This is a genomic window from Hymenobacter frigidus (genome assembly GCF_014640435.1).
Lineage (GTDB): Bacteria > Bacteroidota > Bacteroidia > Cytophagales > Hymenobacteraceae > Hymenobacter > Hymenobacter frigidus.
The window spans coordinates 21,476-41,622 of the sequence record NZ_BMGY01000035.1 but is presented as its reverse complement, the minus strand read 5'-3'; the positions used below and the strand labels follow the sequence as shown (position 1 = coordinate 41,622).

The following is a 20,147-nucleotide window of genomic DNA, read 5'->3' as shown; positions in this document are numbered from 1 at the left end:
TAGGCCAAACTACGATGCTTCAACACCTGGACACGCATCCGGGGGTGTTCCTATTTCCAGACAGCTACAGCCCAGCTGAAAGCTTTTCCTGGGGCGCCCTCTTTCTCTTGGGAGGCTATGCCATCATAAACAGCGTGCTGTACTTCCGAAAGCGACCTGCCTAAACGCTCGTTTGACTTTTCAACCGTTAAAGTGAACACTTGGACGATGGGCTTGCTGGACTTGTTTTCGTCTCCGACCCGCTCATTTAACGCTCCTTAGAGTATGGGTATCGAGAGTAGGGGCAGCAACGCAAGAGCTATTACCCCAACGCCCAGCAGCGCGTAACGCACCCGATGCGGCTCCGGAGAAGGTGCGCGGCCGAGCCGTTGCAGGTAGTGTTGGGGACGAAAGTAACCCCACCAGAGCCCAGCCAGGAGCAGCAGTTCGGCGCACAGAGCCGTCCGTATGGAAAACAGGAGACCGCCGGCCATCAGGCTTAACACCAAGTAGTAGCCTAATGGCAGCAGGGTCAGACAAACGAATAATATGAATTTGGCTCCTTCCACGCGGTCGGGCCGTTGGCGCGAACTGAGGCAATAGAAGCAGTAGAACAAAAAGTCGAAGCACGCAATCATCTTGCAACGATACGCCCCGCTACTTTGATAACGACTCCCGCCTAAACGCTCCTTTTCCTGCACGGCGCGCGTTTAAGGCGCCACCGTTTACGTGCCCGAAGCAGGCAGAAAAAAGCCCTGCGGTGCTGGGTGCACCGCAGGGCTTTTTCGCGGTTCTGTTTCTTTACTGGGCCGCCGGGTACCAGTTGCGCAGCCGCACGTCAATTTTCTTATTGGCCGCGTTCACGGTTTTCTTGAAGGTGGCCACGTCGCTCAGGCCGTTCTGACCGCGGTAGTGGTAAGGGTACACGATGGCTGGCTTAAAGGCCAGGACACCCTGCGCGGCCTGGTTCACGTCCATGGTGTAGGGCAGATTCATGCACACGAGCGCAACGTCGATGTTCTTCAGGGCGCGCATTTCGGGGATGTCTTCGGTGTCGCCGGACAGGTACACGTTTTTGCCGCCCAAATGCAGCACGTACCCGTTGCCGCGCCCTTTGGTATGGGGCGCCTCGGCCGCTTCGGGCAGGTTGTACATCGGAATAGCCGAAACACTCATGCCTAATGTGTCGAGCCGCTGGCCGTTGCTCAGGACGCGGACCTGCGCTTTGTACTCCGCCGGCAGCTTCTCGGCCACCGCTTTGGGCACCACCATCAGGGCTTTGCCTACGGAGAGGCTGGCCAGCGTCTTGGGGTCGAGGTGGTCGCCGTGGATGTCGGTGATCAAGATAACGTCGGGCGTGGCCAGCCCGGCATAAGCCGCGGCCCCGCCGGTGGGGTCCACGTAAATGGTTTTGCCGTTCCAGGTAAACACCACGCTGCCGTGCGTGACGGGCTGCACCGTGAGGGGGCCTTTGGTGGTGGCAATCTGGTCGGCTGCGGCGCGCGGCGCGGGCGCCGTCTGCGCCTGTGCCGGAATCGCAAAAGTAGCCAGCGCGGCCGCGAGGAGGAAGGGGGTTTTCATCGGTTTCCTGCTTGTAGAGTGGAGTAGGTGTACGGGTTTTTCTAGCCGCAGCGCCTTACTACGGGGGTTGCCACCGAAATCCGCGAGCATAACCCAATTGCCCGGCACAAGTTCAGGCCAGCAAGCCGAGAAATTTAATATGGTGACTTTTGCTTTTTCCACCCTTTCGCTGAACAGCTGACTAGCTTGGTTAAATGCTAGCAGGCTCTGCCGGTTGGCCACCTCTGCTCTTCATGCTGCTCTGGGCGCTGCTGCTTTCCACGCAGTGGCGCCAACGTTATTCCCCTGTCGCATTGCCCACGGACGCCCCTTCGAGCGCGTGCGCGGCCTTTCCCCTGCTAGCGCTTGAGGAGGGGCCGAGCCGGGGCCTGGTCCACCTGTAGCCAGTAGAGGCCCGCCGGAAGGGCGGAAAGGTCCAGGGGCTGGCCGGCGTGGTACGTGCCGGTTAGCCGCGTGCGGCCGGTGCTGTCGAGCAGGCGCCACGTGCCGGTGCGGGCCCCGCCAGTGACAGTGAGTTGCTCGGCGACGGGGTTGGGAAAGAAGCTGGCCGTGGCACGGGGCCCGGCCGCGGGGCGCTGCAGGGGGCTGCTGGCCGTGGAAAATACCCACGTGGCCCCCGTACGGAGGAACCACGACCCGCCCTCCGTACGCAGGTCCCGCGACCCGCCCACGGCCAGGGTGGAGCCGTCGGCCGACAAAGCCACGGAAGTCCCTTGGTCTGCACTTCCCAAGGCCCCGGAGCCGACGAGCTTGGGGCCCTGCTGGCCCCAGCTCGTACCGCTGCGCACAAACACCCACGTGGCCCCGGCGTGGCGGTTGTCCAAAGGTCCGCCCACGGCCAGGGTGGAGCCGTCGGCCGACAGGGCCAGGGAAGCCCCTTGCTCTGCACTTCCCACGGCCCCGGAGCCGACGAGCTTGGGGCCCTGCTGGCCCCAGCTCGTGCCGCTGCGCACAAACACCCACGTGGCCCCGGCGCTGAAGTTGTCATCCTCACCGCTTACGGCCAGGGTGTTGCCGTCGGCCGACAAAGCCACGGCTCTGCCTTGCCCTGCTGGAGTCCCGGTGCCGACGAGCTTGGGGCCCTGCTGGCCCCAGTTCGTGCCGCTGCGCACAAACACCCACGTGGCCCCCGTGTAGTTGTTGTCCGAAGGTCCGCCCACGGCCAGGGTGTTACCGTCGGCCGACAAGACCACGGAATACCCTTGGTACGGCCGGCTTCCAACAACTCCGGTGCCGACGAGCTTGGGGCCCTGCTGGCCCCAACTCGTGCCGCTGCGCGTGAACACCCACGTGGCCCCCGTATAGTTGTTGTCATTCAAGCCGCTGACGGCTAGGGTGTTGCCGTCGGTCGACAAGGCCACGGAATACCCTTGGTTAGCTTTTCCCACGGCCCCGGTGCCGACGAGCTTGGGCCCCTGCTGGCTCCAGCCCGTGCCGCTGCGCGTGAACACCCACGTGGCCCCGGTGTTGGAGTTGTCCAACGTTCCGCCCACGGCCAGGGTATTGCCGTCGGCGGACAGGGCCACGGACTGGCCTTGGTCTACATAGCTCGAGGCCCCGGTGCCGACGAGCCTGGGGCCCTGCTGGGCGGTGCCCAAGGCCGTTCGGGTGACGGTGAAGGCGGCCGCAGCAGTCGCCGGGGCCCCACCGGTGGTGGTGAGGGGCCCGGTGGTGGCGCCGGGCATTACCAACAGGCGCAGGGCGGTGCTGGTCTGGTCCAGAATGACGCTGCTCGTGCCGTTAACGGCCACGGCGGTGACCAAGTCCAGGCGGGTGCCGGTGAGCGTAACCAGCGTGCCCACATTGCCGGAAGCAGGGGAAAAGGACGTAATGGCTTGGGCTTGTACGGTAGTAGGCGACCAAACTAAGAACAGGAACAGGAAGGAGTAGAATCTGGTCACGTGAAGGAACGTTAGGTTAACTGGCTGAGAAAACACCAGTTAACCGCGCGAATGGTTATCATCGCCGCGCGGCCAAGCAGGTCCAGTGCGCGGCGGAGGGAAGGAAAACCAGTCATGGGACGGCGGGAAAAAAGTGGAGTAAGGCTTTTGTGCAAGTTTTGGCAGGAAAAAGAGCCGGCGACTGCCCAAGTTAAAAGAGGCGTTTCAATTCCAAAATACTGACAAAACACCTGTTAACCCGACGAAGATAGAGCGATGGGCAACTACCGCCGGGTTACTTTCCTTCTATTCGCTCCTATTTTTGAACGCACCTCGTTTAGCTTGGGACCCTTATCTTGAACTTCCTACGCTTCTTCATCTTTGCGGTACTTGCTACCCCATTTGTTTAATGTGAGCGCGGGTTGAGCGGGCAGATGCCTCTCCAACACGGCCCCAATCAGTATGAAAACCTGCGACGTGTGCCGGCCCTTATTACACGGCAGCTCCGTGTTGTGCTGGCTGTTGTGTGCCTGCCAGCCCCAGGCGCCTCGGCTGCCAGTGGTCGGCATCTACTGGGATTTGGTGGCCACGGGCACAGGGCGCAGCCTGGGGCCCACTCCGTGCCTCAACGGACACGCCAAATACAGCTTCCGCTTTACCCCTGATTCGGTCTACCACTACGTCAACGCCACCGAACGTGAGGTGATTGATATTGGCGCGCACGGCGGAGATTTCATCTATTCCCACACGTTCACCCAGCGGAACGATTCCCTCTTTTTTGACGGTGGCAAGTACCGCATCGCCTTCCTCAGCCGCGACAGCTTGGTGTTGAGCCGCGGGGCCATCCGCGCTGTCTACACTGCCGCTCGTGAGCAGCAGAAAGTCAAGCAGAAGTTAAAAAAGTAACGCTCCTTTAACTGAACAGGTGGCTTCTTGCTGAACAGGTGGCTTCTTGCTGAACAGGTGGCTTCTTGCCTCTTTGAACCACCTACCTTTGCACGTATGGGGCATTACACCGACGCGCCGGAAGATAATTTACTGGGCTTAACCGACAAGGCGGCCCTAAACGAACAGGAAGCGCTCGGCGTGGCCCGGGTGGAGCGCTTCCTGCTGGAGGAATTTGAGTACCCGGTGGCGCTCTCGGTCGGGCTCTTGCAGGACCTGCACCGGCGCGCCTTCGGCCACGTGTACGACTGGGCCGGGCACTGGCGCACGCAGGTGCCCAACGTGGGCGCGTACCTGCCGCCCCCGGCCCCCCGCGTGCCGCATCTGCTCTACGAATTCATCGACGAACTGCGCCACCGACAGGCCCGGCTGCCGGCGGTGCCCGCGGCGGAGCAGCTGGCGGCCTGGCTGGCCTACGCGCACCACCGGCTGGTGGCCATTCACCCCTATACCAACGGCAATGGCCGGACCGCGCGCTTGTTTACCAACCTGCTGGCCTACAATTACGGCTACCAGGACGTGGTCTTGTACCACCGCGAGAACGGCGCGGGACGGACGGAGTACCTCCAAGCCATTCGGCAAGCGGATGCCTACGACCTGGCCCCGTTGCAGGCGCTGATCAGCGCCCAGTTGCGGCCGCTGGGGGCGTAGAACCCGTTTGCTCGTAGAGGGCCTCCAAGCGCTCGACGGACACGGTCTGGTTCTCCAGCGCCATCGAGGCGTACACCGAGCGCACGACCATGGCCTTGACCACGGCGGGGTCCTGCAGCTGGCGGTAGCGGTCGCGGAGTTTCATGGCGATAAGGGATTGGCTGGTTAGAAGAACAAAGGTAGCGGCAAAGTTCCCCCGTGCGCCGGCAAGAATGGGAGCCGGCGCGCCAGCAGCCCATTCAATACATAGCCCACGGAAGTGGTAAGCGATTTTGACCGTTTTCCTGAACTTGAATAGGTATGGTCAAACCTATCGCTGCACGGTGTTCATTTGTGGAATGACAGATAGCGTGTCCACAGAACTAGCCGATTTTATCCGCCACGAGTGCGGCTTTTCGGACGAGGAAGAAATTAACTCTCATACGGGCATGTCACGCGATTTGGGCGTGTACGGTGATGATGCGGTCGAATTCCTCGTCGCGTACGGGGCGCACTTTCACGTAGATGTCTCCGGCTTTATGGCCGCGGATTATTTCGATGGCGAAGGCATGGACGTACTGGGCGGGCTGCTGCGTGCAGTGGGGCTGGCCAAGAGTCGGAATCGGAAGGAACTGACCGTGGGCCACCTGCAACGAGGAATAGCAGCCAAAAGGTTGGATGAACAGGTCATTGCGGGCGGGTAACCAATCCGGTTGACACATAACTTAAAGGCTCCTTTCCGCAAACCACTAGCAGTGGCAAGAAACCAAGTGCCGATAAGCCATTGCAAGGCCCGGCGAGTTTACGAAACGCGTCTACGATTCAAAGTTTACGAAACGTGCCGAGGGGATGCGTGTCGTAAACTCACAACCACGTCCTTTCCCGGACCTAGGCAAACAGGATTTTGGGGGCAGTGGGGAAGTGCAATAAGCGCGATACCCATCTGGGTTGTGTCCCTTACCCTAATGCTAGTTATAGACCCACTCTTGGAAAAGTAGCAGTTTTGGCCTCCCTTCGCGGGGGGCTGCCAGCGTGGTACTTTGGCGGGGAACCGGGCTCTTGTTTGGAGTTTACGAAACTCATCTACTTTGTCAGTTTCCTAAACTTTGAATCGTAGACGAGTTTCTTAGACTCTCCGGGCCTTGCAATGGCCTACGAGCACCTGGTGCTGGGCAACTGCCAGACGTTTACCGGAAGGAGCGCAACTTTGAACCGAGTTGATTACCGCATCATGCGCTCCCTTCCTTGTATTGTAATAGCTGCCATGTCCCTGTTTAAGTTGACTAATCCTGTTCGGCACAAACTAGCGGTCCAACTGGAACCGTGGGCAGAAGTGTATTATCTGCGAAAGGGGCAGGAAATGGAGTTGCGGCAACCCGTTTCCGCTCAAGGATACTACCACCTGATAGTATGGGAGGATGGCGACGTTCAGGTATTTGTCGAAGGAGAGTTCGACAACCCGCAAGTATTCATCGACGGAGAAGAAGCACAGCCCTGGAACGACTTTGTGTAGAGGAGTAGCCTTGTCAGTGGTCGTAGTACTGCCTGTTCAAGAATACGGTCGTGCCGTAAACGCGCTTCTTTCATTGAAAGGAGGATTAATAGGTTATATCAAACCGGCCGTTGTGAATCGCGACATACGTTCCGGGGTGAAAGCCGTCTTCGAGCCGCCCCTCAAACGTGCCCGAAACGATGCGGTGCAGGGTGTCAACGCGCGTGAGCACGATGCGCGTGGCGTTGGCGCGGCTCACGGAGTGCTGGTTGAGGCGGCCCTCCGTTAGGCTGATGCCGTTGGCCCCGGTGCCGACGGCATCGGGCGGCCAGGAGGCCGGGGGCGGCCCTGCGAGGTACGTTCCGGGACCGCGCAACGTGTCGATGGATAACGCAAAATCTTCTTGGTGACTCGGCGTAATCAACCCGGCCGTGACCGACAGGGAGCGCACGCCGCGAAAGGTGTGGGACTGCCCCCGAAGCACGTTGTCCTGGCAGCGCCCGCCGAGGAGGCCGAAGCAGGCCCGGCCGTAGTTGACCCAGACGCGCCCGTCGACTTCGAAGCCCAGCGTGTTGGCGCCCACGGCGGTCGCCGCGGGCAGGGTAAAGGTGGGCTCTGGGGCACTCTTTTGGCAGCCGAGCAACCACAGCCCAGCCAGCAGGCCGGCCAAACGGGAAAGGAAATTTTTCATCAACGCCGAGAAAAAGAAGAGAACGAGTGAATGTACGCCTCGCGCTGAGCCTGACCAACCCGATTTATCGCGTAAACAGACGTAAACAAGGAGCGTTCAATCAGCCAAACCCATTGACGGTTAAATTTATATTCAAAAAATAAAGGACTTTACATTCGACGGGTGAGAAGAAGGTCAGCCCTTCCTGGATACTAAAAACCCAAGGCTTAATTACTTCCTAACTCGTTCAGGAAAAGGGTGGTTTAAATAACAAAGAAACCCTTTTACATTCTGCAAACGACCGTTCATAGCTTGTAAAGGGTTTGGTTCACCCTACGCTACCCATAAAGATCCCCCCGGCTAGTGGTACAGCCGGGGGGGCCGAAGCGGGTGCGGAAACACCCTGACTTCTGCTCTTATGAAACGGGAATACGCAAAGCTAACCCGCGGCCGGACAACTCCCGCCGGGACAATCGTGCCCGTCACTTGGCTACCTTACAGGCCGGAAAATCGGTCGTTTTACGGTTTTTAGCCTTGTACTTTTTAATCTGGTTAAGGTAGTAGACGCCTTCCTTGTCGAACTCCTTATTCTGGACCTGCAAGGCGGCGTGCTTCGCCTGCAACTGCTGCTGCTGCGCCTGGAGCTGCTCATAATCTTCTTTGTCCACCTTTGAGAACTGCCCCGTTACGGCCTGTCCCAGCAGCAGGGCCATCAACGGCACCAACACCAGGCCCGCCACCCAACGCCAGCCCTGCTTAAAATCCACCGGGATGGAACGAGGTGCAGCGGCCGTGGCCGTCCGATAATCCGCTGCGGACGCCGTGCTTTGGCGGGCACTCTCCTGCACACTGGCCACGAGCTGCTGCATCACACCCAACAGCTGCTGCACACTGGCCGCCGTGCCCGCCTTGATGGCGGCCTCTATGCCCGCCCTGCCCGCATTGAGGGGTTCTCGTTGCAAAAGTACGAATTTACACGCTAAGCATTTAACGTTTTGGTTATATGATACTTGCTGCCTTATTGAGTTTGCTTTACCAGAGAGGATTTCCTTTTTGATAAAGCTGGCATACCCTCTGGATTGCTTGGAATCGCCCTTTTTAAGGAGGTTTTTGGGCTACCCTTTTTGATAAAGGGCTTCGCGTGTAAAACCGCCCTTTAGGAAGAAGAACCCCTATCAGGAGGCGCTGCTTACTCACTATGTCTGCCAGTAGGGCGCACCACCGGCGGTGTTGGCTACCCAGCGACCCTCCTTTCATCATGTACCCGCCACGTTTCGGGTACTGGAATTTGCCCCAACGCTTGCGCGGACGATGTGGACGTATACGACGTGCGGCATGTCCTGGCCGGACATGCCCCAGCTGCTCGAACTGCACCTCTTCTCGCCGCGCCAAAGCCCGGAACTGGTGGACTTGCTGACGGCCGTGGCCCATTACCATCAAACAGCGCACGCCCTGGGCGTGGACCATGCGGTGAATTTTGGCGTGCCTTGGCTGCCGGATTCGGCTTGTTCCTGCGGCCTGGTGTCGCTCCCCTACCTGGACGGTCCCGCGCTGGAGCGGATGCCTTACCAGGCGCAGCAAGTGCAGTGTTTGTGGCTTATTCCCATTGCCCCAGCCGAGCGTGACTTCAAGGTAGCCTACGGCGTAGAAGCCCTCGAAGAGTTGTTTGAGCAAACAGGCTTTGATTACGTGAATCCAACCCGGCCCAGCGTGGTGTAGCTCCCATCCCTGACAGCAGGAGTTCGGGAAAAAAGTCTGACTAGCAAAAGGAGCAGAAAAGCGATAGCGGTAAAAGGAACGGGGACCGCGTGGCAGGAAGGCTTAATTTACCACCAGGCGGCGCGTGACTGTATACGCCCCGACCTGCACCTGCACCACGTAAAGGCCCGGGGTGAGACCCCGCAAGTCCAGCTCGTGACGCAAGCCGGCGGCAGGCAATGCAACCTCTATGGTGCGCACAGGGCGGCCCAGTGCGTCGCAGATGCGCAAGGCAACGGCACCGACACCGGCCATCGATGGCACCTGTACCGTGGCCCTCGCGTGAGTTGGGCTCGGAAATACAGCCACCAACTCAGCCTGTAGGCGGGGCATCACCGCCAGGGGGGCCGTAACGCTAAAACTGCTGGCCGGGCTGGTGCCGTGGGGCGTCACCACCGCCATCGCGTAGGCACCCGCAGCCAGGCTGGCGGGCACCAAGAGCCCGATGGTGTTGGGGGTGGCCGTGTAGTTGGTGCTGGTGAAGCTGGCGGCCGGCACGGTCGCCACCACCTGCGTGCGGCTGCTGAAGGTCACCGCGGTGGCTCCAGCCAGCCGGGTGCCGCGCAGGGTAATGGGTGCGCCCGCGCTGCCGCTCGCGGGGCCGGTCAAGGGCAGGATGGGGGCTTGGCTTAAAAATACGCCGGCGGTACCCGTGTTGAAGTTCGCCGACACCAAGTCGGGGGCCCCGTCGCCGTCCACGTCCCCGATGGCCACGCTGATGGGGCTGCTGCCAAGGCCAGTGGTGTAGTTCGTAACCTGTCCGAACAGGCCCGCGCCGGCTCCCAGCAGCACCGACAACTGGTCGCTGCCGAAGCCGGCTGTGACCACGTCGGGGAGGCCGTCGTTGTTGACATCGCCCACGGCGATGCCCACCGGTGCTGCGCCCACGGGGTAGGCGGCCGCCGGCCCAAACTGGCCGCCCCCGGCATTCAGGCGCACGCCCACGCTGCCGCCGGTATTGGCCGTGAGCAGGTCGGGCTGCCCATCGCCGTTTACGTCGCTCACGGCCATGCCCAGCGGCCCCGTGCCCGCGCCCATCACGTAGCTCGTGGCGGGCCCAAACGCCCCGCCGCCCAGGTTCAGGAGCACGTCCACCGCATCGGTGCCGGCGTTGGCCACGGCCATGTCGGGCCGGCCGTCGCCGTTCACGTCGCCCAACGCCACGGCTTCGGGCTGGCTGCCCACGGCCAACGGGAAGGTACGGGCCGGCGCAAAAGACCCATTGACGCGGCCCAGCAGCACGGAAACTTGCTCGTCGCGGCTGGTAGCCGTGCTGGCCGCGGCGACCGTCACCACGTCGGGCTGGCCGTCGCCATCCACGTCACCGAGGGCCATCGCCCCGGGATTGCTGGTCATGTGCATCGTAAACTGCGAACCCGGCGGGATGAGTACACCGGTCGTCGCATTCAATAGCGAACCGCCGGTGCGGGACCCGGCCACCACGGCATCGGGCCGGCCGTCGCGGTTGAGGTTGCCGACCTTCAGGGCCACCGCGCCGGCCCCGGCCGCCGGCAGCACCATCAACTGGCCCAGCGTGCCATTGCTCTGCCCATAGAGCAGGCTCAACGATTGGGTGGGGTCGTTGGCGGTGAGCACATCGAGACGGCCGTCGCCGTTGAAATCGGCCAGGACAATGCCCAACGGCCTGACATTAACGCCCAAAGCGTACGGAATCATGGCCCCGAAATTCTGCGCCTGCGACGGCAGCCCGGCCCCGAGTAGCAACCCGGCCGCCGCCAAACGCCACGTCGCCGATGCCGCAAAACATACTGGTAGTTTCATAGGAAGGCAAGATAAGCAGCCGCGACGGCTCCGTGCTGCGAGACGTGGTAGCGCTCTTCAAAAGTGACGACGACGTACCGGTTGGGCGGTCCCTGGGCGTTGGCTCGGAAATAGCCGGCCAGTGCCAGCAACACGAAAAATAAGAAGCGCCCCAATGTGGTAAAGGGAATGCGCCCTCTCCGGTTTAAGGAAACGGTCCGATTGGTTTGGGCCTGCCCGCCGGTGAGGCTCGTCAACGACGAATTGAGTGCGCACGTGGTGCATGGCCAATGAGCGACTGAACGAGCAGGTTGTGCGCACGAGCACGGCACCATTCCGGCGCAAGCAGTAAGTGCCGGCGTCGACGATGGTTTGCCCGCTACCTTTAGCACTGGGCCGATGCGCTGATCAAGTCAAGACCCGCTTTTATGCCTTCCACTCCTCGGTGAAGAAGCAGGTGCCCGCCCGATCGCCTTGCGGCAAGGCGGCCCACCAGCGCCGGGCCGGGGCCACGCTCCGACAGCCCAGCACCCCGGTCAGGATGCACCGGCGTGGCGCGCCGCCGCGAACCAACGCCACTAAAGAAACACCCCAATAAATGTACATGAAGAAAAAGTTGCTCGTAACGGGTCTGTTTGCCGCCCTTAGCAGCCTCGCTTACGGCCAAGCCCGCCCAACGCCCGGCCCGGTTCCCACCGCCACCGATACGGTAAAAAAAGTGGCGGGCGCGGCCGGCCTGCAGGGTAATGCCACCCCGAAATCGCAGCCCAAACCGTACAAAACGGTAATTACTGACAAGGCAATCACCAGAACCGGCCTTTTTAAAGTCCACAAAGTCGACGACAAGTACTTTTTCGAGCTGGCCGATTCGGTGATGGGCCGGGACATCCTGGTGGTCAACCGAATTTCGAAAGCCGGTGCCGAAGTGCGGGCGGCCGCCGGGTACGCCGGCGACCAGATCGGCAGCTCGGTCGTTCGATTCGAAAAAGGGCCGAACAACCGCGTTTTTCTGCGCAAAATATCGTTTAGCACCTACAGCCCCGACAGCACCAAGGCCATGTACCAGGCCGTGCAGCGCTCGAATATTCAGGCCATTGTCGCCGCCTTTAACGTTGCCGCGTACGCCCCCAATAAGAAAGGCAGCGTCGTTGACGTTACCGATTACATCAACGGGGAAAACGAAATATTCTCGTTCAGTTCGGCGGCCGCCAAAACCCGCATCCGGCTGGGCAATTTCATTGGCGACCGGAGTTACATCGAAAACGTACGCAGTTTCCCCACCAACGTTGAAGTAACCACGGTTAAAACCTACGCGCTCGCCCCGGCCCCGGCGGTAACCCCGGCCCCGGGCAGCCCCGGACCGCCGGCGGCTGGGAGCGGACCCAACAATTTGACGGGTTCCGCTACCATTGAAGTCAACACGTCGCTCGTGGTGTTGCCGAAAAAACCCATGCAGCCCCGCTACTTCGACCCGCGGGTGGGGTATTTTACCGTGGGGTATACCGATTTTGACACCAACCCGCAGGGCGTGAAAGAGATCCAGCTGGTGAAACGCTGGCGCCTGGAACCCAAGCCCCAGGACGTGGCCCGTTACAACCGGGGCGAATTGGTGGAACCGCGCGAGCCGATCGTCTTTTACATCGACCCGGCGACGCCCAAAAAATGGGTACCCTACCTGATCGCGGGCGTCAACGACTGGCAGAAAGCCTTCGAACAAGCCGGGTTTAAAAACGCCATTGTTGGCAAGGTGGCCCCCACCGCCAAAGAAGACCCCAACTGGAGCCTCGACGACGCCCGGCACTCGGCGATTGTGTACAAACCCTCGGAAATATCCAACGCCAGCGGCCCCAGCATTTCGGACCCCCGCAGCGGCGAAATCATGGAAAGCCACATTAACTGGTACCACAACGTCATGAAACTGGTGCACGACTGGTACATGATCCAGGCGTCGGCGAGCGATCCGCAGGCCCGTAAAATGGAATTCAGCGACGAGCTGATGGGCGATTTGATCCGGTTTGTTTCGTCGCACGAGGTGGGGCACACCATTGGGTTGCGGCATAACTACGGCTCCAGCTCCACGGTGCCCGTGGAAAACCTGCGGAACAAAAAGTGGGTGGAAGCCAACGGCCACACGCCCTCCATCATGGATTACGCCCGCTTTAACTACGTGGCCCAGCCCGGGGACAACATTTCCGCCAAAGGCCTTTACCCGCGCATCGGCGATTATGATTTGTGGGCGATCGAGTGGGGGTATAAGGTATTGCCGAATGCCAAAAGCGCCGCCGATGAAGTGGGTATTTTAAATGAAGTGACGGTCGCAAAATTAAAAAACCGCCGGCACTGGTTTGGCACCGAAACCAACCCGAACGACCCGCACTCGCAAAACGAAGATTTGGGCGACAACGCCATGAAAGCCAGCGAGTACGGCATCAAGAACTTGCAATACATCCTAACCAAACTGCCCGACTGGACCCGCGAGCCCAACGAAGACTACAAAAACCTGGAAACCATGTACGGGCAGTTGACCGCGCAGTACAACCGCTATTTGGGCCACGTAGCCAAAAACATCGGGGGCGTTTACGAAAACCCGAAAACGGTGGATCAGGCGGGCCCGGTTTACGAACGCACCCCGGCGGACACGCAACAAGAAGCGCTGGCTTTTTTGGACAAGAATTTGTTTACGACGCCGTTGTGGCTACTCGACAAGCCGGTGTTGGACAATATTGGCGGCAACCCTATAATGGTCGTGTCGCGGAGTCAAGAAACCATCCTTTCCCGCTTACTCAGCCACAATACGCTATCCAAATTAATCGCCGGCGAGGCCTTTGACGGGAACAAAGCCTATAAGATAACTTCGTTTTTTGCGGAGATAAACACTTCCATTTTCAAAGAAGTAAAAATCAACCAGTCCATTGACGTTTACCGCCGCAACCTGCAGAAAATTTACGTTGAGAAGGTAATCGAACTGCTCAAACCCGCGTTGGCTTCTGCGGTGGGGGTGCCATCTGCTGGCACCCCCACCGCAGAAGCCAACGCGAAACACGGGGATGTCGTTTCCGTGGCCAAAGCCGAGCTGCGTACGATTAATGCCCTCGTAAAAGCTTCGTTACCGAGCCAAAAAGATGCCTTAAGCAGCTACCATTTACAGGATATTTCGGATCGGATAGAGGAAGCCCTGAATCCCAAAGGCTAAAGAAAAAACAAATAATGCATGAAAGAGCGCTGCCCCTGATTTTAGGGGCAGCGCTCTTTCATGAAGTCCGGTAATATCAAAAACTGTATTGACTAACTCTAGCCGCTTCGCTTGCCTCGTTCAGCAAAAGGGTCCCAAGATAAACGAGGCCCGTTCAAAATAAGGAGCGCTTACTTTGCTGCCTGCAACCTTCTCGGCACGCGAGCGCCTCCTCCGTTGGCACGTCCCGAGGTGGAACCAGCCCCAGAAAGGCTGCTGACCCGGCACGCGCGGCCCCACTCGGCAGAACCCCCGCCTTATTCGTGCCACGCCGCGGCGTGCCCCCCTGCCATTCATGCGCCTTCCAAACCTGTTGCTCCTGCTCCTGCTGCTATGCTCGCTGGCGCCGGCCGGTGCCCAACCCACCGTCGACCGAGTAGCCTACCTAAGAGACCAGGCAATCGTGGTCCGCAACGTAGAGCCGACCAATGAAGATTATACAGATTTATACTCGTCACGAAGTGAATTGCGAATAAGTTACCGGCAAAGTCCTAAACTTGTGTTATGAACGTGAAGTTGACCGCGCCCGAACGCCAGCAGTTGCGGCAGTTGCAAAAGCAACGGCGTGACGAGGCGGGCTATGTCAAGGTCACGGTCATTCTGCTTCTGGACAAGGGTCGCCCACTGGCCACCATTGCCGATGACCTGGGCCTGGACGAAGTCACGGTCTACCGTTACGTCCGGGCCTTTGGCACGTTAGGCGTGGACCAGTACCTGGCCCACGAGCAGCCGGGTTACTGGGACTTACTGACCAGCGCCCAATTGGCGCACTTGTGCCAGCAGGTCAACGCGACGCTCTACACGGACTGTCAGCATGTGCGAGACTGGCTGTTGCGCACGTACCAGGTGCACTACTCACGCTCGGGCCTGACGGACCTGCTCCATCGCTTGGGCTTTACCTACAAGCTCACCACGCCCGTGCCTTGCCAGGCCGATGCCGGGGCGCAAGCCGACTTTCTGGACGAATTGGCCGTGCTCGAAGCCCATGTCGAGCGGGGCGAAGCGGTCCTCTATTACGCCGACGCGGCCCATCCCACCCACAACACGCGCTGCACCCGCGCCTGGTGCGCCGTGGGCCAGGAGCGCCCCCTGCTCACCGTCAGCGGCCGCGAGCGGGTCAACCTCAACGCCGCCCTCAATGCGTACGAGCCCACGCAGGTACTGCTCGACGAAACCACCTGCGTCAACGCCCAGAGCACCCGGCGGCTGTACGAGCAGCTGCTGGCCGCCCACCCCGACAAGGCCCGTATTTACGTCGTGTGCGACAACGCCCGCTACTACAAAAACAAAGAATTGCGGGCCTGGCTGGCCGATAAGCCGATTTGTCAAGTGTTTCTGCCCCCGTATTCGCCCAACCTGAACCTGATTGAGCGCTTTTGGAAGTACCTGCGCCAGAAGATTATCAACACCACTTTCTACCGCACCAAAGGCCAGTTCCGCACGGCCGTCCTCGACTTCTTCAACCGACTTCCTGAGTTTGGCCAAGACCTCGCGTCCCTCCCAACCCGTAAATTTCATGTTCTCGATTCGCAAACTGCTTCGTGACGAGTATAGCCCCTCTTAAACAAAGCCTCCAGCAGGTTACTATTGTCGGATTGGGCGAGCCAATCCATTACGACGGCAGTGCCTTCAAGGCCAAAACCCGGCTCGTTAAATTTCTGCATCAGGAACTGGGATTTAGCGTCATTGCTTTTGAGAGTGGGTTTTATGACTGCTACAAGGCCTGGCAGGAAATCCAAGCCGGGAAATTGACCATTGATGCCGCGCGGAAGTCACTTTATCCGTTCTGGATTAGTACGGAAACGCAGGAGCTGTTTGCCTACATTGACCAACAGAAGAACACCGATAAGCCGCTGATACTGGCCGGAATGGACTGCAAATTCTCCGGCCCTTACTCTGACGAGAGCCTGCTTCCCGACTTGAGACGTTACCTGCAGGCTGTCCACTCGGGGTTGGTGCAGGACACCGCCAAATGGCGCGCGTTCAGCGCTTCCTTAAAGCGGGCGGTCGCCATCTCCGATTATCTCACCAAGCCCAGCCCCGCTGACACGCTGGTCCTAAACACGGCCTTCAAAGGCATCCTTGCTGAATTGAAAGCAACGGCCGTCTCGCCGACAGCCCGGCTACCGGACCACTTGTTCTGGCAGCAATTCTGTCGCAGCGCGCTTGCCGAAATAGCCAAGAAGTTCGCGAAATCAGACGAACAGGTGCGGGACCGGCAAATGGGCGATAACCTCGTTTTCCTCCAGCGCGAACTGTACCGCGACCGAAAAATGATGGTGTGGTCGGCCTCTTCTCACCTCACGTATAACGGGGCGAATATCGAGCGCAAATTCTACCACCAGAATCCGAGGGTGGGAGATTACCTCAAGCAGGCCTACGGCGAGCACTATTACCACATGGGGTTTACGGGCTACCGGGGCGAATTTGGGAAGCTTCTTTTCTTTCACGTGCTGAATGTGAAGAAACACAAGCAAAACAGCATAGAATACCTACTAGAGCAGACGAAGCAGCCCTTTCTGTTCCTCGACTTTCGCAAGCCTGCGCTCCCGCAATGGTTGCGAGAGCCCCTGATTGCCATGCCGTTTGGGTACCGGGAAACGCAGATGCGATTACCACTCGTGATGGACGGGTTGTTCTACACGGAAGCCGTTTACCAGAAACATTGGATTCCGCCGTCGGTGCCGCCAGGGCCGAAGTGAGGCGGTCCAGGGGGCACCGACGAAGGTGGGCCTGGAGTGGCCAAGTTTGAAAGGCGCGCCTTTCGGGGGCATCCATTTGTTGTGTATCGCGGGGTCATGTACCAGTATGAAACCCTTTTTTCAGTTTGCGCAAACGGTCGTTTTTGTGAACCCTATCGAATGACCGCCGCTGCGCTTCGGCTCCGGAACTCCCCGTGCTTGCCTGGTGCAGGGCCCAGTTCCCCGCAAGCAGGCGGTTGACCCGGTTACAACGGCGCCTGAAAATAGGGCCACGTGAAATAGAGCACCGCCCCTTGCCGCAGCGTCAGCCCCAGGGTAACGCCCCAGAAAGCAGCCTTGCGGTTTTTATGGTGCAGCAGCCAGATAGCCGCCCACGCGCCGGGCGTCGCGCCCGGCAGCGTGGCTAGGTGCAGCATTTTTTCGGCCATGCGCCGCTGGTCCCGTTGGGCTTTGCGTTTATCCAGGGCAAAGAGCAGGAAACACAGCAGATTGAAAAACAACAGGCAACTCAGGAGTAGTTTCATGGGGCGGTCGGCGGGCCTTTCGGAGTCGTCTGTTCCGGGTTTCGGCCCGGGTGGTCGCGGCAGGGGTCTGAACCGGGTGGGCGGGTTCAAAAAGGGGAGGGGAAGACGGGATACCCGTGGGTTGACAGACGACGATTGCACCCGCGGGGCCGCAAGTTATGGAGCTGCGTTCAAGAAAAGGTCGAGCCGCAGCAGCGGTTGGTGGCCCAAATCAAGGAAATCATCGCCCACCTGCTGGCCACCGAGCCGGCGGTGCTGCGCAGCGGCCACTTTTCGCGGCAGCTTAGCGAGCAACTGCAGCGGCGGTTTGCCTACCTGAGCGACGTGTTTTCCGCCACCGAAGGCCTTAGCCTGGAGCATTTCATCATCCGGCAGCGCGTGGAAGCGGCCCAGTGCCTGCTGCGCGAGGGGACGTTGCCCGTGGGCCGCGTGGCGCGGGAGTTGGGCTACAGCAACCTGGGGCACTTGTCGCGGCAGTTCCAGCGCGAAACGGGCACTTCGCCCACCGAATACCGACGGCAATGCTTGGCAACTGTGGTAAGTCAGCTCAGCGCTGAAGAATATAATGATTTTGGTAATCGTGTGAATTATACAGGGAGTGGTTGGCAATCGTGCATAACAAGGCCGGCTAATGGGAGTAAACCCATCACATACCATCATCCACCTAATCCTCTTTCCCATGCACGCTCAAAACCAATCATTGCTTGACGCCCTCAATGCCTGCATCGCCTCGTGCGAGCATTGCGCCACCGCCTGCCTCAGTGAGCAGGACGTAAAAATGATGGCCCGCTGTATTCAGCTCGACCGCGACTGCGCCGACATCTGCGCCCTGACCGCCCGCTTCGTGGCCCGCGGCTCGGAGCACGCTGCCCACCTGCTGAAGGAGTGCGCCGAAATCTGCAAGGCCTGCGGCGACGAGTGCGAAAAGCACGGTGCCCACTTCGCGCATTGTAAGGAGTGCGCCGAAGCCTGTCGTCGGTGCGAGCAGGCCTGCCGTCAGGGCATGAGCACGGCTGCTTAAACAATTCAGCACAAAAAAGCCAGCTTGCGTCATGCGAGCTGGCTTTTTTGTGTTTCAGGAGTGTGCAAATCATGTAAGCTGGTAGCGCAATTCTGTACCCCTTTCAATGCACGTACCGGTACTTTTTGGCGTTATCCACCTGAAACCGACCCGCTCGGCCTACCCTAATTCTGGCTCTCATGAAAACCCTTCAGTTTAAAACCAACATCAATTGCGGTGGTTGCCTCAAGGCCGTTACGCCCACGCTCAACCAGCAGGCCGGCGCCGGCAACTGGCAGGTGGATACGGCCAACTCCGACAAAATACTCACTGTCACCTCCGACAAGGTCACGGCCGAGCAAGTAGTGCAGGCCGTCGAAAACGCGGGCTTTAAGATTCAGGCGGCCTAAGCGTCCGCGCTTCCCCCATTAAAACGCCTGGCTTTGCCGGGCGTTTTTGTTTCTGGCCCATAAGGTGAACGACATAGCTGGTAACATGCTGGCCCACACCGGGGGCAACGCAAGCGGGAGCTGCCGCTGCTATTACCAGGCTTCGTAACCCCTGGTAATTCAACAAGCAAGTAGGTCTAATCGTGTGAATCCATATTCATAATGAGCACGTTAGGTGATTAATGTCATTGACGGAGCCTGTTATTGTCATGTCAGCGGGGGGTGGCAAGGCCGAATTTTGCATTACTCTTTTTGCTTCCTCTGACCCAACTGGCTGAAGCACTTGCGGAGAGGTCACTCATTTTAGCGCTTATCAACCACATTTTTCTTTTCAAACCATGAACAAGTTCGCCTACCTCCTTTCCGCCCTGCTCGTCACCGGGCTCACCACCGTCGCCACTGCCCAAACGGCTCCGAAAACCAAAACCGCCAAGTCCATGGGCAAGATGTCCAAAGACTATTGCATGATGAAAGACGGCAAAATGATGATGATGAAGGGCGGCAAAATGATGCCCATGACTGAGAACATGACCATGAGCGACGGCACCATGTGCATGACCGACGGCACCTGCATGAAGAAGGACGGCACCAAGATGACCATGACCAATGGCCAGTGCATGATGATGAATGGCAAAATGACCACCATGGACGCCATGAAGAAGAGCGGCAAGATGGGAGCGATGAAAATGTAAGCCCGGTACCAGCGGACGGGGCGCTGCATTGGTCTTCGTTGGACTGGTGCGGCGCCTCGCCTTTTCTGACTGGCTGATTCCCACAACGCCCCCGCTTGTTGCTTCTCCTCACCTGGATAGGGAACTGCCCTCTTACAGCCTTGGCCCGTGTCCAACCGCACTATAACGCCCTCGGCACCGCCGGCCCGCGGCCTTTCCGGACCTGTACGGGGCCATGATTGGGCTGCTGCGCTACCCGCAGGGACTGGCGCGTTTTTTTGCCAACGCCTCTTTTCGGCGGCCCGCCCTGAAAATGCTCGACGCGGGCTGCGGCACCGGGGCCGCCACGCTGGCCCTGCACGCGGCTTTGGCCAAGCGCGGCTGGCAGCCCGCTCACGTCGATGCGTTTGATTTGACCCACAAGCATGTTGAGCCGGTTCCGGCAAGCCTCGCAGCGGGCAGCCATTGCCGGGGTCGAACTCGCGGTGGCGGATGTCCGGCACCTGGATACCTTGCTTGTCGCGTGGCAGGACTACGACCTGATTGTTTCCGCGGCCATGCTCGAATACCTGCCCAAAGCGGCGGGCACGCTGGTCGTCTTCGTTTCCCGCCAGAACGCCCTGATGGTGCCCTTTATTACGAAATGGTGGCACGCCCAGCTGTACGGGAAAACGGAGTTGCGCGCTGCCTTTCAACAAGCCGGGTTCCCGGATGTCGTTTTTGAGCGCTTTCCCTTCCCCTACAACTACCTCAATGCGTGGGGCCACGTGGTCGTGGCTCGGCCCTGAAAGACGCTTTTTTCTTTTTTATCCGCTTAGCACCGCATCGTGCTGCACCGCTTGGCGCCCCTTCCATAGCCGGCCGATTTCAGCC

The 20,147-nt window shown here is 59.5% G+C and carries 23 protein-coding genes; 13 read left to right on the top strand and 10 right to left on the bottom strand.

Annotated elements, in window-relative coordinates; translation table 11 throughout:
- Positions 1-780: 780 nt before the first annotated feature.
- Positions 781-1,560 (bottom strand): MBL fold metallo-hydrolase, encoded by a 780-nt coding sequence (locus IEW17_RS15790; RefSeq protein WP_188563025.1) that lies wholly within the window; start codon positions 1,558-1,560, stop codon positions 781-783.
- A gap of 338 nt (positions 1,561-1,898) precedes the next feature.
- A complete protein-coding gene (locus IEW17_RS21260; RefSeq protein ID WP_188563024.1) occupies positions 1,899-3,461 on the bottom strand; it encodes an IPT/TIG domain-containing protein in 1,563 nt (520 codons plus the stop codon).
- Between the two features lie 441 nt (positions 3,462-3,902).
- On the opposite strand from IEW17_RS21260, the gene IEW17_RS15780 reads away from it, so the two are divergent.
- Together IEW17_RS15780 and IEW17_RS15775 are read left to right on the top strand one after the other, a co-directional pair.
- On the top strand, positions 3,903-4,346 hold the full coding sequence (locus IEW17_RS15780) for a hypothetical protein (RefSeq protein WP_188563023.1): 444 nt from the start codon (positions 3,903-3,905) through the stop codon (positions 4,344-4,346).
- A gap of 96 nt (positions 4,347-4,442) precedes the next feature.
- On the top strand, positions 4,443-5,036 hold the full coding sequence (locus IEW17_RS15775; RefSeq protein WP_188563022.1) for a Fic/DOC family protein: 594 nt from the start codon (positions 4,443-4,445) through the stop codon (positions 5,034-5,036).
- On the opposite strand, the gene IEW17_RS15770 is transcribed toward IEW17_RS15775, so the two are convergent.
- Positions 5,005-5,181, bottom strand: coding sequence for a hypothetical protein (locus IEW17_RS15770; protein WP_188563021.1), 177 nt, complete (start codon positions 5,179-5,181; stop codon positions 5,005-5,007). The two genes, IEW17_RS15775 and IEW17_RS15770, sit on opposite strands and share 32 nt — an antisense overlap.
- A 205-nt stretch (positions 5,182-5,386) precedes the next feature.
- On the opposite strand from IEW17_RS15770, the gene IEW17_RS15765 reads away from it, so the two are divergent.
- Complete coding sequence (locus tag IEW17_RS15765; RefSeq protein ID WP_188563020.1) at positions 5,387-5,719, top strand: DUF1493 family protein; 333 nt, start codon at positions 5,387-5,389, stop codon at positions 5,717-5,719.
- 443 nt (positions 5,720-6,162) lie between these two features.
- Positions 6,163-6,528, top strand: coding sequence for a hypothetical protein (locus IEW17_RS15760; protein WP_188563019.1), 366 nt, complete (start codon positions 6,163-6,165; stop codon positions 6,526-6,528).
- A gap of 85 nt (positions 6,529-6,613) precedes the next feature.
- On the opposite strand, the gene IEW17_RS15755 is transcribed toward IEW17_RS15760, so the two are convergent.
- Together IEW17_RS15755 and IEW17_RS15750 are read right to left on the bottom strand one after the other, a co-directional pair.
- Complete coding sequence (locus tag IEW17_RS15755; protein ID WP_188563018.1) at positions 6,614-7,198, bottom strand: Riean_0653 family protein; 585 nt, start codon at positions 7,196-7,198, stop codon at positions 6,614-6,616.
- 461 nt (positions 7,199-7,659) lie between these two features.
- Positions 7,660-8,139, bottom strand: coding sequence for a hypothetical protein (locus IEW17_RS15750; RefSeq protein ID WP_188563017.1), 480 nt, complete (start codon positions 8,137-8,139; stop codon positions 7,660-7,662).
- 265 nt (positions 8,140-8,404) lie between these two features.
- Between IEW17_RS15750 and IEW17_RS15745 the strand changes: the two genes are divergently transcribed.
- Complete coding sequence (locus tag IEW17_RS15745) at positions 8,405-8,896, top strand: suppressor of fused domain protein (RefSeq protein ID WP_262891838.1); 492 nt, start codon at positions 8,405-8,407, stop codon at positions 8,894-8,896.
- Between the two features lie 102 nt (positions 8,897-8,998).
- Here the strand turns inward: IEW17_RS15745 and IEW17_RS15740 are convergent, their stop codons facing one another.
- The 3 genes from IEW17_RS15740 to IEW17_RS15730 all read right to left on the bottom strand — a co-directional run bounded on the left by IEW17_RS15740 (position 8,999) and on the right by IEW17_RS15730 (position 11,302).
- Positions 8,999-10,717, bottom strand: coding sequence for an FG-GAP-like repeat-containing protein (locus IEW17_RS15740; RefSeq protein ID WP_188563015.1), 1,719 nt, complete (start codon positions 10,715-10,717; stop codon positions 8,999-9,001).
- Positions 10,714-10,872 (bottom strand): hypothetical protein, encoded by a 159-nt coding sequence (locus IEW17_RS15735; RefSeq protein WP_229749052.1) that lies wholly within the window; start codon positions 10,870-10,872, stop codon positions 10,714-10,716. The genes IEW17_RS15740 and IEW17_RS15735 overlap by 4 nt, the downstream gene beginning before the upstream one ends.
- Before the next feature lie 250 nt (positions 10,873-11,122).
- The gene (locus tag IEW17_RS15730) at positions 11,123-11,302 is read right to left on the bottom strand and encodes a hypothetical protein (RefSeq protein WP_188563013.1); all 180 of its coding nucleotides are present in this window, start codon (positions 11,300-11,302) and stop codon (positions 11,123-11,125) included.
- Between the two features lie 112 nt (positions 11,303-11,414).
- On the opposite strand from IEW17_RS15730, the gene IEW17_RS15725 reads away from it, so the two are divergent.
- The 3 genes from IEW17_RS15725 to IEW17_RS15715 all read left to right on the top strand — a co-directional run bounded on the left by IEW17_RS15725 (position 11,415) and on the right by IEW17_RS15715 (position 16,630).
- Positions 11,415-13,889, top strand: coding sequence for a zinc-dependent metalloprotease (locus IEW17_RS15725; RefSeq protein ID WP_229749051.1), 2,475 nt, complete (start codon positions 11,415-11,417; stop codon positions 13,887-13,889).
- Between the two features lie 543 nt (positions 13,890-14,432).
- On the top strand, positions 14,433-15,473 hold the full coding sequence (locus IEW17_RS15720; RefSeq protein ID WP_188563011.1) for an IS630 family transposase: 1,041 nt from the start codon (positions 14,433-14,435) through the stop codon (positions 15,471-15,473).
- Between the two features lie 50 nt (positions 15,474-15,523).
- Positions 15,524-16,630, top strand: coding sequence for an erythromycin esterase family protein (locus IEW17_RS15715; RefSeq protein WP_188563010.1), 1,107 nt, complete (start codon positions 15,524-15,526; stop codon positions 16,628-16,630).
- Positions 16,631-16,875: 245 nt separating this feature from the next.
- Here the strand turns inward: IEW17_RS15715 and IEW17_RS15710 are convergent, their stop codons facing one another.
- The gene (locus tag IEW17_RS15710) at positions 16,876-17,154 is read right to left on the bottom strand and encodes a DUF1294 domain-containing protein (RefSeq protein ID WP_188563009.1); all 279 of its coding nucleotides are present in this window, start codon (positions 17,152-17,154) and stop codon (positions 16,876-16,878) included.
- 156 nt (positions 17,155-17,310) lie between these two features.
- On the bottom strand, positions 17,311-17,619 hold the full coding sequence (locus tag IEW17_RS21000; protein WP_229749050.1) for a hypothetical protein: 309 nt from the start codon (positions 17,617-17,619) through the stop codon (positions 17,311-17,313).
- On the opposite strand from IEW17_RS21000, the gene IEW17_RS21515 reads away from it, so the two are divergent.
- The 5 genes from IEW17_RS21515 (at position 17,506) to IEW17_RS15685 (ending at position 20,062) form a co-directional block, all read left to right on the top strand.
- Entirely contained in the window at positions 17,506-17,862 is a 357-nt protein-coding gene (locus tag IEW17_RS21515) for a helix-turn-helix domain-containing protein (protein ID WP_373286170.1), read from the top strand. The two genes, IEW17_RS21000 and IEW17_RS21515, sit on opposite strands and share 114 nt — an antisense overlap.
- The gene (locus IEW17_RS15700; protein WP_188563007.1) at positions 17,834-18,175 is read left to right on the top strand and encodes a four-helix bundle copper-binding protein; all 342 of its coding nucleotides are present in this window, start codon (positions 17,834-17,836) and stop codon (positions 18,173-18,175) included. The genes IEW17_RS21515 and IEW17_RS15700 overlap by 29 nt, the downstream gene beginning before the upstream one ends.
- Before the next feature lie 179 nt (positions 18,176-18,354).
- Positions 18,355-18,564 (top strand): heavy-metal-associated domain-containing protein, encoded by a 210-nt coding sequence (locus IEW17_RS15695; RefSeq protein WP_188563006.1) that lies wholly within the window; start codon positions 18,355-18,357, stop codon positions 18,562-18,564.
- A gap of 377 nt (positions 18,565-18,941) precedes the next feature.
- Positions 18,942-19,295, top strand: a complete 354-nt coding sequence (locus IEW17_RS15690) for a DUF6799 domain-containing protein (protein WP_188563005.1) — start codon at positions 18,942-18,944, stop codon at positions 19,293-19,295.
- 404 nt (positions 19,296-19,699) lie between these two features.
- On the top strand, positions 19,700-20,062 hold the full coding sequence (locus IEW17_RS15685; RefSeq protein WP_188563004.1) for a class I SAM-dependent methyltransferase: 363 nt from the start codon (positions 19,700-19,702) through the stop codon (positions 20,060-20,062).
- The last annotated feature ends 85 nt before the right edge of the window (positions 20,063-20,147 follow it).

Excerpts from the sequence above, each read along its gene's own strand:
- IEW17_RS15790 (WP_188563025.1), bottom strand. The coding sequence starts at position 1,560 with ATGAAAACCCCCTTCCTCCTCGCGGCCGCGCTGGCTACTTTTGCGATT.
- IEW17_RS15780 (WP_188563023.1), top strand. The coding sequence starts at position 3,903 with ATGAAAACCTGCGACGTGTGCCGGCCCTTATTACACGGCAGCTCCGTG.
- IEW17_RS15775 (WP_188563022.1), top strand. The coding sequence starts at position 4,443 with ATGGGGCATTACACCGACGCGCCGGAAGATAATTTACTGGGCTTAACC.
- IEW17_RS15770 (WP_188563021.1), bottom strand. The coding sequence starts at position 5,181 with ATGAAACTCCGCGACCGCTACCGCCAGCTGCAGGACCCCGCCGTGGTC.
- IEW17_RS15760 (WP_188563019.1), top strand. The coding sequence starts at position 6,163 with ATGGCCTACGAGCACCTGGTGCTGGGCAACTGCCAGACGTTTACCGGA.
- IEW17_RS15755 (WP_188563018.1), bottom strand. The coding sequence starts at position 7,198 with ATGAAAAATTTCCTTTCCCGTTTGGCCGGCCTGCTGGCTGGGCTGTGG.
- IEW17_RS15740 (WP_188563015.1), bottom strand. The coding sequence starts at position 10,717 with ATGAAACTACCAGTATGTTTTGCGGCATCGGCGACGTGGCGTTTGGCG.
- IEW17_RS15730 (WP_188563013.1), bottom strand. The coding sequence starts at position 11,302 with ATGTACATTTATTGGGGTGTTTCTTTAGTGGCGTTGGTTCGCGGCGGC.
- IEW17_RS15720 (WP_188563011.1), top strand. The coding sequence starts at position 14,433 with ATGAACGTGAAGTTGACCGCGCCCGAACGCCAGCAGTTGCGGCAGTTG.
- IEW17_RS15710 (WP_188563009.1), bottom strand. The coding sequence starts at position 17,154 with ATGAAACTACTCCTGAGTTGCCTGTTGTTTTTCAATCTGCTGTGTTTC.
- IEW17_RS15700 (WP_188563007.1), top strand. The coding sequence starts at position 17,834 with ATGCACGCTCAAAACCAATCATTGCTTGACGCCCTCAATGCCTGCATC.
- IEW17_RS15695 (WP_188563006.1), top strand. The coding sequence starts at position 18,355 with ATGAAAACCCTTCAGTTTAAAACCAACATCAATTGCGGTGGTTGCCTC.
- IEW17_RS15690 (WP_188563005.1), top strand. The coding sequence starts at position 18,942 with ATGAACAAGTTCGCCTACCTCCTTTCCGCCCTGCTCGTCACCGGGCTC.
- IEW17_RS15685 (WP_188563004.1), top strand. The coding sequence starts at position 19,700 with ATGTTGAGCCGGTTCCGGCAAGCCTCGCAGCGGGCAGCCATTGCCGGG.